At 34.7% G+C, this 13,825-nt stretch carries 6 protein-coding genes; all 6 read right to left on the bottom strand.

From position 1 onward, the window contains the following. Positions 1–103: 103 nt before the first annotated feature. On the bottom strand, positions 104–1,816 hold the full coding sequence (locus ACFS3A_RS16875; RefSeq protein WP_379826734.1) for a polysaccharide lyase: 1,713 nt from the start codon (positions 1,814–1,816) through the stop codon (positions 104–106). A 99-nt stretch (positions 1,817–1,915) separates the two neighbouring features. After that, a complete protein-coding gene (locus ACFS3A_RS16870) occupies positions 1,916–3,895 on the bottom strand; it encodes a RagB/SusD family nutrient uptake outer membrane protein (protein ID WP_379826733.1) in 1,980 nt (659 codons plus the stop codon). Positions 3,896–3,913: 18 nt separating this feature from the next. Continuing rightward, positions 3,914–7,315: a SusC/RagA family TonB-linked outer membrane protein gene (locus ACFS3A_RS16865; RefSeq protein ID WP_379826732.1), complete on the bottom strand. Its 3,402-nt coding sequence runs from the start codon at positions 7,313–7,315 to the stop codon at positions 3,914–3,916. 694 nt (positions 7,316–8,009) lie between these two features. After that, positions 8,010–9,002 (bottom strand): pectinesterase family protein, encoded by a 993-nt coding sequence (locus tag ACFS3A_RS16860; protein ID WP_379826731.1) that lies wholly within the window; start codon positions 9,000–9,002, stop codon positions 8,010–8,012. Positions 9,003–9,216: 214 nt separating this feature from the next. Continuing rightward, on the bottom strand, positions 9,217–11,241 hold the full coding sequence (locus ACFS3A_RS16855) for an aceric acid hydrolase (protein WP_379826730.1): 2,025 nt from the start codon (positions 11,239–11,241) through the stop codon (positions 9,217–9,219). A gap of 122 nt (positions 11,242–11,363) precedes the next feature. Next, positions 11,364–13,823: a pectate lyase family protein gene (locus ACFS3A_RS16850; protein WP_379826729.1), complete on the bottom strand. Its 2,460-nt coding sequence runs from the start codon at positions 13,821–13,823 to the stop codon at positions 11,364–11,366. Positions 13,824–13,825: the final 2 nt, after the last annotated feature.

Raw genomic sequence — 13,825 nt, 5'->3', positions numbered from 1 at the left:
TTGTCAAAGGACGTTGTCCTTTGTTGTTGCTTTGAGCCTTTCAGGCTCTTTTCAAAAACATTCTTGTTTACTCTGAAACAAGAATGTTTTCAAAAATTGTTCCTTATTTTAAGTCCAATAAAGGTCTAACTAATGTTTCTTTGTTATTAGCCAAATCTTTCCAGTCTACTTTTATTGCAGGATTTACACCGTTAATGTAATCTTCAATATTAGTATATCCATCTCCGTTTAAATCTCCTTGTGCATCTGATGGATCATTCGGATTTAAACCGTATTTTTTCTCCCATGCATCAGGCATTCCGTCTTTGTCTGTATCAACATAAGGTTTTCCTTTGTATTCCGGGTATCCTCCAACTTGAGAAATATCAGTGATGATACCTTTTTTATAAGAATCCATCGGTAAACGTCTGTGCTCGAATTGGTAGAAAGTCTTTTTCTCTAATCCTTTTGCATATTCCGGAACTCCGGTTTTTACTGTTCTTACGATTCTTTCATCAACTTTATCTCTAATTGGTAAAGTAGCTCCAACATTTTTAAGAACAAATTCATAAGACTCTTCAGCAGTCATAAATTTATTAAACCAAGGCATTGGGAAAGGTTTAGCTGCTTTCATTTTAGCGAAATATTCTTTTGCTTCATCATAAGTCATCAACTCTCCTTTTTTATTTTCTAGCTGAATTCCGCCATCCCAGTTGTCTTTAGTTACTTTTTCGTTTCCATTAACGACGTTTCCGTTTACATACGCTCTACCAAAAACCATATAAGGTAATTTACTTCTTCCTGATTCTGGTTTTAAGATTCTATAGCTTATTGGCTGAGTCAAATCGGTTACAGGACCTGGTTTATAAAAGTTGTTGATGATATTGTAGTTTGCAGTATAATCTCCACCATCTGTAGATCTGTTGTACCAGTTGAAAACTACGTTATTTACGAAATTGAAAATTCCGTTCCATCCAATTGATGGGTTTCTTCCTGCATTATTAGCCCACATATTTCTCATGAAAGAACAGTTTTCTCCACCTAAAGTACTTCCAAAAGCATGGTTGTAAGTATCTAAAGCTTCTCCGAATAAACTGTTTTGGATGGTAATATTTACCGTTCCAACTTTAATATCCGGGTAACCTGGTCCCGGGTTGTACATATGTCTGTAGATTGACATGTTTTCGTCTAATCCCCAAGTTGCAGAAACGTGGTCAATCATAATATTTCCAACAGGATTTCCTCCGATAGCATCATCACGACGACCTACGAAAGTTTCTCCACGACGGAAACGTACATGTCTGATAATTACGTCATGCGTATCAATCCAAGTTGATTCCCCTGCAATACAAATACCATCACCGGGAGCAGTCTGTCCTGCAATCGTAATGTAAGGCGCACGAATAATCAACGGACTTTTCAATCTGATAATTCCGGCAACATTAAATACAATAATTCTCGCTCCTCCTTGTTCGCAGGCTTCGCGCAAGGTTCCTGGGCCACGGTCTTCTAAACTTGTCACGGTGTACACTTTTCCGCCACGTCCACCAAAAGTGTACATTCCTCCACCTTCAGCACCTGGAAAAGCAGGGATTTCTGCCTGTGGTAAATCAGTTGGTCTTGCTGCCCATGGAATATAAGGTTTTCCATGTTTTGCTTCTTCTTCAATAACTACTAAAGCTTTTGTCCAGGCTTCATCAGAAAGTCTTTGAGCTTCTTCTTTAATTGCTTTTTCCTGTGCCTGAACTTCCGGACTTATCTTCGGATATTGGGCAAAACACTTTGCACTTCCTAAAAAAAGCAGAGATGATGCGATAAATAATGCGGAATTTTTCATATTAATTTTTAGTTGTGGTAATTCTTTTTAAACAAATCACCTGTATCTTTTGACGAATACAGGTGAAAAGCTTTATATACTATTTTTTGAAATCTAAATTTATTCTTGGTAATTAAACGTTCCCGCTCCACCAAAATTATCGTTCCAACCGATAGTTTGTAACAACCAAGGATTTGACGTTAAAGCTGTAGTATTTAAACCATTAATATAATAGTTCGGATTAAACTTAATATTTACAGCAGCTCCGTTAAAATTATCCATAGGTGTAACTAAATTTGTACGAATAAAGTTCGTGTTATAGAATGTGGCCAATGTTGCTAATTGAGCAGTAAAATTTGTTGCGTCCGGATCTGCAATAACACTTGCACGAGCTGTTGCCAAAGGATCTGTTGTTGCAGATGTTGTTGCTACTCTGTATTGTAAGAAGTTACCCGTACGTTTTGTTCCATTAATTGGAGTTAAACCTAATTTACTTACAGTACCTCCAGTAACTCCAGGCAAAACTTCATTATCATATAGCATCCATCTTTGTACATCCCAATAACGTTTTCCTTCGTAAGCTAATTCTACTCTACGTTCGTATAAAACAGCCTCTATCGCTTTGTACTTATCTGTTAATGTACCGATACCGTAATTATTACTCCCCTGAGGAATACCAACACGATTTCTAATTCTTCCTAAATAGCTCAAAGTATTGCTTGTTTGACCTAAAGCAGCATAACATTCAGCGATATTCAATAATAATTCAGCATAACGATATTCAAAAATATCAGTTCCTGAGTATTGGAAGTTAGTTTCTTTACTAGCAGCAGTATTTGACATTTTTCTAATGAAAGCCGGACTAGATATAGCGGTGTTTCCATCTGAAAAACCTGCTTTATTTGAGCCATCTACCCAGCGGTATGCCCAAAGAACGCTATTAGGAGTTTCTTTGCTTCCCCATTTCACTCCAGAAAAAGCAAATGTTCTGTAGAATCTCGGATCTCTGTTAAGGAAGAAAGTAAAATCGTTGTAACCATTTGCTGCAGTTGGTCTACTACCATCTGCCATTGGAAATAAATCAATCATTTCTTTTGGAGCTGCAACTCCTCCCCCTGTTCCACCTAAACTTAATAAACGAATACCTTTTTCCCAGGAATTATTGATTGCTTGTGATGTAACCCCAACTCCACAAAGTTGTACTGTTATAGCTTCTGAACAAAATGAATTATCAATTAAAAACATCTGCTCCCATTGTTTTGCAGTGCTTCCATATAATCCATATCCGTCAGCAGTCAATTGAGCTTCTGCTTCAAGTCCAGCTTTTAAAGCCGCTTCCCAACGCTCGTTTGAACCATCCCAGCTTTTATTAAATAAAGGACTTGCAAATGTTAAAAGTACTCTGGATTTTTGTGCCAAAGCTGCACCTCTTGTAAAACGACCATAAGCACCAGAACCCCAGTTTCCAGGTAATAAACTTGCTGCCATATCCAGATCTTTTACAATTTGTGCTACAACTTCAGAAGGTTTCGCTCTTGGAACCTGAATAGATGGATCATTAGCTGAAGCAGCCTGAACAGTCGTAACAATAGGAACTCCTCCATAAACACGCATCAAATCAAAATATTGCATGGCACGCATATAATACATTTGCCCTTTTGCCTGATCACGAAATGTCTTATCCAGATTTGAACCTTTTACATCAATATCTTCTAAGAAAGCATTACATTCTCTAATTCTATTATAAGGATGATTATTAATGCTTGTACCTAATTTTGCTCCATAATAACCACTTGCATCTTGTGAATTTATAATGGTTTTATTAGGGTTTATAAAATCTTGTGTTCCACCTAGTTCTTCTGTCAATCTTGAATTGGCATCTGTAAAAGAACCAATAATTGTTGAAGTTGGCGACTTGTAAGCATTATAAAAATCGTAATACTGATTATCTACATACGCTTGTGCACGCTCCTGAGTCTGGTAGAATGTATCATCGTAAAAACCATAACCTTTCTTATCCTTTAGAAAATCATCACTACAAGAAGCAGCACCTGCAGCAAGTAATAGCGATAGTGTTATATATTTAAATGGTGTTTTCATAGTTTCTTTTTAATTTGATTAGAATGATACGTTAAAATTAAGCGACCAAGTTCTAAGTGTAGGATAATTCACAGAAGAGTTATCATACATATTTCTATAATGATCCGGATAAGGATTATATAAATCCCAAAGATTATTACCTGTAATACCTAACGTTATTGCAGCAATTTTTGTGTCTGCAAAAACTTTCTTAGGAATATCATAATTAAGACTTAAGTTTCTAACAAAACAACGGAAAGTATTTAGCTGCCAAAAATCTGATGGGCTAGACATATAAGTCCATTGTGCAACGTTAGGATATTTACCATTTGGATTATCCTCACTGTACATATCTCTCCAGAAACTCTCACGAGACCACATATTGTGCGCAGATGATGTACCTTGATTTACTAAGTCAACAAAATTGGCTCCTCCCCAAGAAGTTGATATTTGCGTTCTCAAAGAAAATGCTTCATATTTGAAACCTAAGTTTGCTATAATATTATAAGTTCTACTGCTGTTTGCTAATTTCACATAATCATTTTCTTTGATAATTTGCCCATCAGCTCCTGACATTGATCCATCAGGGTTAAGCTGACCTGCCACATCCTGATAAGCCAAAGATCCTTTTCTCATACCGGCAGCAGAATTGATATCAAAATATCTTGGTACTCCTCCAACTGCAGTAGCACGCTCTGTTAAATAGGCCCAGTAATTTGCAATATCTGCATCTGTACGTAAAATACCATCTCCTGTTGATGTTCCTTTCCAAACTGCAAATCCCCATACTGGATTAAATGTGGAATAACTCTCTCTTTTAGTTTGGTTAGATGGAACCATATTTCCCTGATCAGGATACAATTTGATTTCATTATTGTTATAGCTAAAGTTTAATCCAACATTATAGCTCATATTACTTTTTATCTTATCACTCCAATTAAGGCTAATTTCATGTCCCCATGCATCAATTTGACCATAGTTTTGTTCAGCATAAGCTCCTCCTACAGAAATTGGCACACCTACAGCACTACTCATGTCTGTTAACATTTCTTTATTTTTATCGTAATAAAAATCATATGTCAGACTTAATCTGTTTTTCAACAAAGTAATATCAACCCCTACGTTGTTTTTTATAGTAGTATCCCAGGTTACATTTCTATTTGGATTTACTCTAGGAGTCAAACCATTACCATTCCATCCTCCACCACTAGTAGGTGTACCGGGACCGAATTGAAAACCTTTATCTACGATAAGATCATAATATTGCTCCCATCTCCATGGCATAATATTGTCTTTACCCGTTTTCCCGATAGAGTAGCGAATTTTAAAGAAGTCAACCCATGGCACACTTTTTTCAAACCAATTTTCTTTAGACATTACCCAACCCAATTGAACAGATGGGAAAGTTCCCCAGTAATTTTCAGGAGCAAATTTTGTCGAAGCATCACTACGCAAAATAAATTGGAACAAATATTTTTGTTTAAAACTATAATTCAAACGTCCAAAATAAGACAGTGTACCTCCTTCTACTTTTGTTGCCTGACTATTAGACTGACTTAATGTACCAGCTGTACGATAATCTCCTAAATAGTCTTTTCCAGTTTGTTCGTATGCCAAACGTGTAAATGTACTATATACTTCTGAAGCTTCGCCACCTACCATAGCTCCAATTTGGTGATCTCCAAAAGTCCTGTCATAATTAATCAAGAAATCCCCCTGAGTACTTTTACCATCTGTATTATTATAATATACTCTTGAATTTCTTACGTTTGTCTCCAGTACATAGCTACCTGTCGGATTAGTCGTTGCATTATAAAAACTAGGATTAGCCGCACTTGCTAAGTGTTTGTCCTGAAGTTGATAATCTCTAATTCTAACTAAATCATATGGTAATTGAATTTGCTCATTATAAGTTGAACTTTGATTTCTTGAATAACTTACTTTGAAAGACAATCCTTTAACTGCTGCTACCTTATAATTCAATGAAGCATTGACATTAAATGTATTATCATCAGTAGTCTGATGTGAACCATTATTTAAATTTGCAAAATAATTCCAACCCGCTATATTATTATTTGCATTTGCACTACCAAAATTTTTGTTTGAATTAGGAAATGGAGATACATAATATTGTTTGCCATCATTTAAATTAACTTGCCAAGGCACATGTTGTGGCATATGTAACAAGAATCCATAATCAGCTTGTTCTCCACCAGCAGCAGAACCATAACTACCGTCACTAATATTAGATGAAGCTTTAGTAAACGATTTATCGATAAATCCAACATTTCCAGAAACAGAAGCAGAAAAATCTAAATTCTTAGCAATTTTTGCATTAATTCCCGTACGAAAATTCCACTTCTCATATTTTTGATATCCTAAATTAGCATCTTGTGTTAGATAAGTTGCACCAGCAAAATAAGTAATATCTTCGTTACCACCACTCACGTTGAAAGAGTGTTTTTGTTGAATAGCTGGCTTCCAGGCTTCTTTTAACCAGTTATAATTTAAACCTTTCATTTGCTCCAATTCTGCATCTGAATATATGGTAGCCGGATCAATTACAGCCGGAGCTGCTACTCTTGATTTAAAATATCTATTACTAAAAACACCAAACTCGTAAGCGTTCAATACTTTACTATGACTAACTGCATCATTTATAGCAAATTGACTATTGTATGAAAATTTCGCTTTACCGGCTTTACCACGCTTCGTTTTAACAACAATTGCACCTTGTGAAGCACGAGAACCGTAAATTGCTGCAGAACCATCTTTTAAAACAGTCATGCTTTCGATCTCCGAAGGATCTAATCTATTAAACTGTTCCAAGGTAGGTTTACCATTAGATGGATCTATCTGGATCATATCATCAATAATTATTAAAGGAATACTAAAACCTCCATCTTTAGATAAACTGAATGTTTGACGAATTTCAAGACTCGCTGACTCTCCCGGACGTCCAGATCCTTCTATAACCTTAAGATTGGGAACTAATCCCTTTAATGCATCAGATAAATTAGTTACTGGCAAATCCATTAAATCATCTGCCTTAATTGTAGCAATAGCTCCGGTAAGTTCTTTTTTCTTCTGACTACCATAACCAACTACAACAATGTTTTCTAATTGATTAAAATCGTCTTCCATTTTTGCATTAACGATAGAACGATTATTAAGAGGAATTTCGATCTTTTTCATTCCGATGAAAGAAAAAACTAATGTTCCTCCACTTTTAACTTTAATCTGGTATTTTCCATTGTAATCTGTCGTGACTGAATTCTTGGTAGATTTTTCAGTTACGTTAACGCCAGGTAATAGTCCACCTAAATTATCGGTGACAGTTCCTGTAACTGTAACTGTATTACTTGAGTTTTGAGCAAAACTCAGCACACTCATCAGTGTAAACAAAAGAAAACTACATCTTTTTATAAGTGCTTGTTTCATAAATGTTTTTTTTGGTTAGGTTATTAATTGTTAGTTAGTCATGTTAAATATGTCTCAAATCATAATCAAAAATTAACTTAAAGAAATCTTAAATAATTTTATTAAATGTTTAAAACACATTTATTTTTTTGTCTTCCAAAAATATAACGATGCTACATTAGAACCGTCCTGCTCTATCCTGTTTTAATCATGTATTCTCAAAAAAAAAGACACAAAAAAAACAATATTAATAAAAATTGCATAAAAAAAATAAATGGAATAGAATATTCGAGACAAATGTTTGCTTAAAATAAAATTTACAATCCTATTTTGACTAAAAAACAATAAGATTTTTATCAAAAATAAACATCTATTATTTATTCTGCAAAACTCAATACATCACAACTGATTCATAAGTTCTTACAAAAAAGCCATTTTTAACGAAAACGTTAGAGTTAATTAGCAAAAACAAATATATTTTACACTAAAAAGCCTACAAAACAAATACAGGATAGTGAAAAGTAAAGCAAAAAAAATAATTCTAAAAAAAGAAAAATTTAAAAGTAAATTCTGATTAATCAAAATTAAATGTCCTTAAAGAGACTTTTAAAAAAATTGAAACAATAAAAAAAACCTGCCAAAAGACAGGTTTGCACACTATTAACAATGTTTTCTTTGAAATATTATTTGTTCTATATTTAGTTAAAAATAGAAATCACTCTTTTTCAGTAGGATTCCATCTGTTCAAAACTAAATCTCTGCTATATTTTTTGATATCGTTTTTCGTTAATTGATGCGACCATGACACTCGTTGTGAAATATTTTTTGTACTTGCACCTTTACTTCCAAATTCTGCATAATAGGCTGTTTTGTCTTTGTCCGGAAATCGAGTATCAATCCACGCATTCCAGCCTTCAGGTATAATGTGCGAACCTAAATCAGTATTGATAAAAACGGTTTGCGCATAAGGTCTCCATGGTCTTCCCAGAAATACTTTATCTACTGATTTGTCTGTTTCAGTAAGCTTACAATCAACAAAAACAAAACCGTAAGTCTGTCCCTGTGGAGTTGATGCTGCCGTGATATATGAGTTCGTTAAACTTTCGATAGTGCATTTATAGAAATAAGCCGTTGCAGCTCCAAAGATAAAATCGGTTGTACCATTGATAAAACAGTTTTCGAAATAAGTTCGAGTATTTCCTTCAGATAGATAAAGTGTATCCTGATTTCCTAGAAGATTGCAGTTTTTCACGATAACTCTATCGCTTTTAATATGCAATGCTACAGCCTGACCTACTCTTCCAGCTGTATTTTCAACAGTTAGGTTTTCCAGCGTACAATCATTTCCTTTAATTAAAAAAGAATAAGAAGTTCCTGTTCCAAATTCTTTTTTGCCTGACGGATCTGGTTCACGAAGCGGTTTACCGGAATAATCGTCAAATGAAATAATGGTTTTATTTCGGTCTGTTCCTTTCAAAGTAATAAAGGATTTCGAAACTGGAATTTCTAATTTCTCTACATACTTTCCTAACCTTATAGTAATTACAACTCGTTTCTCTGAATTATCTTTTACATTATTTACTGCCTCCTGAATAGTTTTAAAATCTCCCGAACCATCTTGCGCAACGGTTAATGCTAACTTATTATCAAGCGTTTGGGCTGATAGAGAAAGTGTTGTTATTAAAAATAGAGTTAGGATATATTTCATATGTTTTTATTTTTTCAGTTTGTTTTGTCATCTTGACGAAGGAAAGATCACACTAGAAACTCTGCAATCTGAATCGCCAATCTTTGTCGAGTTACGTGTGTGATTCCTCGTTCCTCGGAATGACAAACTCTAGTCGTAAAATCTCATAAAAAATTAAAAATCAGTCTTAATCCACGTCTTTACGAAGTAAATCCATTTCATCAGCGTACCAAATCTAATGCGACATCCAAACCGTCATTTCTCCTTTTCCTTTATTTCCCCATGCAAAATACGGAATCAATTTTACTTGTACTGTATTTTCATTTTTAGCAGAAAGCGGTTTGTACAATGTTTTTTCCCATGAATTATTAGAATTTATAACAGCTTCCGCATCAATACTCACTAAGTTTCTATTGTTCAATGTAAAAGGATTCGTTTTAAATTTTGAGTTCAATTTTAAAGCCACATCATTCACACTAATTTTGGCAGGCAATTGATCTGATTCTAAACAATACACTAATGGTCCTCTTTTTACAGCAACCTGATTTTTAACTTCTTCCACTAACGGATTGGCTTCCATCAACTCAACTGGCATTGGCAAGTTCAATTCGATAACATCCCCTTTTTTCCATTTTTGATTCACTTCGAAATAAGTGCCTGAAAAGATTTTACCAATAATCTGTGAGTTGTTTACAAAAACTTTTGCACCTGAACCCCAACCTGGAATTCTCAAAAGAAAAGCATAATCCTCTTTTGGCGCTTTTATAATTTTTAAAGTTATTTTTCCATCCCAAGGATAATTCGTCTGTTGTTCAATTTGCAGCGCTTCTCCATTAATTGTTTTAGTATTCAAAGAATTACTTCCGTATAAATTAACAAACAAACCTTCTTTTGAAAGACTGTAAGCATAATTTCCAACTTCAGCAATAGTTCTAGTTACGTTTGGCGCACAACAGTTGGATAATGCAATATAACCTTCACGCTCATTTCCCCATCTTTGATGAAATGGTAAATCATTTGAAACATTTAATGGATTATTATACAAGAATTTTTCTCCGTCTAAATCCATTCCCGAAAGCACACTATTATAAAGTGCCAGCTCTACAACATCAGCATATTTGGCATCTCCCGTGATTTGAAGCATTCTCCAGTTCCATAAAACATTTCCAATATTGGCACAGGTTTCGGTATGAGCCGTTGCATTTGGCAATTGGAAAGGTCTTCCATACGCTTGATGGATTTTCTGAACCACCGTTGGGTCATAAGAAGTTCCGTCTGGCGAAACTCCATCATACAAAGAACCACATCCTCCCGTAATGTACATTTTACGATACGTTACATCATCCCAAATCGATTCTAGATTATCTAGCAGTTTCTTTTCTCCAGTTTCGGCATATAAATCAGCTATTCCAGCGTATAAATAATTCGCTCTTACGGCATGTCCCATTGCAGTAGTCTGCTGTCTAAACGGAATTCGATCCTGATTATCATCAGTTCCGTCATTTGTAGTTCCTCTAATATCGATTAGATTATTGGCCAATTCCAGATATTTTGGATCTTTTACTGTTCTATACATCTCAACAATTCCCATATAATGTGATGGACAAATTGCATTTCTGGCCAATTCTGGCGATGCTTTTTTGTAGAAATCATATAAGAAATCGGCAACTCCTTTGGCAATATTTAAGAAATTTGTTTTCCCAGTGGCACGATAATGAATACAAGCCGCAGTCATTAAATGTCCCATATTGTATTTCTCAAAACCTAACTGTTTCTTAACTTCTTCTGGGCCTAAAGTTCCCCAGCGTTCGTCAATTAAAACTGGCGTATGAATATAACCGTCTTTGCGCTGTACTTTCGCGAAAAGTGCAATAGCTTTATCCATTTCTGCATCGAGTTTTTTATCTTTTGTAACAGCATAAGTCGCCGCCATTCCTTCAAAAATTTTATAAAAATCTCCATCATGAAATGAAGGTCCTTTAAAAGCTCCTTTGCTTAATCCTGCTGCAATTTCGAAGTTTTTGTAAGCATGCGAAATTTCATCGTTATGATACAAATCCCACATATACGGCAAGGTATTTTTGGTTTCTACATCAAATTGTTCTTTCCAAAAACCATTTGTCCATTTTACATCTTGTAAACCTACGCTTTGTAATTTGGAATACGGACTTTCTGAATTCGCAACCAACCCTTTGTTCTGCGCTAATAATCCTGAACTAACCAAAAACAAACTAAAGGAAACATTTAATATTTTTTTCATCTTACTATCATTTTGAACCATATAAGAAATATAAGTTCATTTAAACTAACCTTTTTAATCCTTAGCAATACAGACTTGAGTCAAACTTATAATATCTTATATTGCTTATATGGTTTAATAATTTATTTTACAAAGAAATTAATGGTTCTACTCATTGAATCTCCATCCGCATCTTTTACAGTTACGATGAAAGAAGCGAAACCTTTATCTGAAGCTGTAAACTGAATTTCTTTTCCTTTTAAACTTGCTTTTCCATTTTTTACTTCAGAGAAAGTATAAACTGGTTTATTTTCAAAACCTTTGAAAAAATCTGCCACATTTAAAACTTTTTTATCTTTTAAATTGATAAAATAATGAGGCTGAGCCAACCAGTCTAAATAATTATCTAACTGCGTAAATCCGTCTTTATCAGTATCTGAATTCGCATCTGAGAAATCTCCTGAAGCGGAATTTTCATTTAGTCCAAAAGCTTTTTCCCACCAGTTTGGCAAACCGTCATGATCTGTATCCCAATCTGCTGGACGAATTTCTGAAGCAAAATTTGGCCATCCTCCTGCATCTTGTTCGTTATCAATCATACCGCCTAAACCGCTTTTGCTTCCTTTGTAAGTAAATGTTCCTTTTAAAGTTTCATTGATAATTCGGTTATCGTGTTTATCAAAAAACGGCTGATTAGCACCAACATCTGAAAGCACATTTTTATAAGCCGCTTTCGCTGATTGCGTTTCTACGTAAGAAGGAAAAAATGGTTTATCTACAAAAGTTTCATATTCTACTTTTTCTCTATTTGTCACAGTCGATTTTCGGCCTTTATCCTGAGATTTCTCATCGAAATAACCTGGCATAACATTTCCATCAAAATAATAACGTTGCATTCCTTTCCCAACGCCTTCATGCTGTGCATTTAACGCTACAAAAATTCCAGTTGAAGCACCCGGTTTGTAATAATTATTGACAAAATTTACCTCATTTGCACCACCGTCAGTTGTTCTTTTCCCCCAATTGTAAACCACATTATTAGTAATATCCAATCTTCCTGTATAAAATCCGTCGCCACTTAGACCTCCGCCAATACTCCAGTTTCGTCCGTAATTATGAGATAATAAGTTATGATGAAAACTACCAATATCGCCGCCAATTGTAGCTGCATAACCATGCATTTTACCTGCTTCATATTTATCATGTCCCGCAACGTTTAAAGCTTCAGAAATTAAAGTTCGCTGTAAAGTAATATGATGTGCACCACGTGAACTAAACGATTCATCGATCGTCCAGCTTATTGAACAATGATCGATAATACTATAATCTGCACCTGTTAATCCCATTCCGTCAAAAGTAGTTCCGCCTCCGATTCTCACTTTTAAAAAACGAATTACACCATCATTTCCTGTCAATCCAATTGGCGCTCTGCTAATCGTAATTCCTTCGCCTGGTGCTGTTTGTCCCGCAATAGTAATATATGGCTGATTTGCTACTAATCTCGAAGCTAATTTTATATTTCCTGAAACATTGAAAACAATCGTTCTTGGGCCAATTTCCTGATTGATCGCATCACGTAAACTTCCTGGTCCGTCATCATTTAAATTGGTTACTTCAATTACTTTTCCGCCACGTCCACCAACAGCATAACGACCGTAGCCTTCTGCACCTGGAAAAGCCAATTGTGCAGGTTTAAACGACCAAACGTTTCCTAAAGTCACTTCGCCATTATTATCCACTTCATCGACTCTCCAATAGTAAGTTGTTCCACTGTATAAATCAGAAACTGTAAAAGATTTCTCCGTTAGTTTTCCTTTAAATTCTTTTGAAACTTCTGTTGCATTTTCTACCGCATTTTTATCTTCTCCAAAATATATTTTATGAGACGCTACGTTTTTCACAGCATCCCATTTTAGAATTAAAGTTTTGCCCACTTCAACATGTTCGTCTCTATTTTTTGGTTCTGGAGTACGAGCCTGATTCATCAAATTTGGCGTATCAATTTCAAAACCATTAATGACAATCTGTTTTACAACATCAGTACTAGAAGTCGGATCAATTTCAAAACGAACAATTACATCTTTACCTTTTTCAGCATTAAAAGTAATATACGCCATCGAAGCATCAATTTTAGCATTGGCTCTTTGGCTTGCATTTACTGTTTCCTGAAGTTTTCCGTTTACAAAGATTTTGATTGGAGAAAAAGTTTTCCCTGTAATCACATCAAAAGCATTATGAAAAGTTAAAAGTGTATGTTTTCCCGCTTTCAATCCGTTTATTTTCAATTCTAAATTTTCAGCCGTAACCAATCCGTCGCTTCCTAATTTGTTATAATGTGGAGCACTCATTCCCACTTTATACCATTTTGAAGTAAAGTTTCCTTTTAATTTAAAACTTACTCCATTAAAAGTTTTCTGATCTTCTTTTCCTTCATTAATTACCCACGAATCATAACTCGGATCATGAACTTCTTCCAACCTTCTTTGAAAAAAATCAAAGTCAACTTTTACAATTTGTTTATCAGTATTTTGAACTGATTGTGCTTGTCCGTTTGCTGTCAAAAGCATTGCCAATGCAAAAGAACACACTAATTTCTTTATCATTT

Origin of the sequence: Flavobacterium notoginsengisoli, assembly GCF_042686225.1 — a bacterium.
Classification (GTDB): Bacteria; Bacteroidota; Bacteroidia; order Flavobacteriales; family Flavobacteriaceae; genus Flavobacterium; species Flavobacterium notoginsengisoli.
The sequence above is the reverse complement of the archived record's forward strand: the minus strand, read 5'-3'. Positions and strand labels throughout refer to the sequence as shown.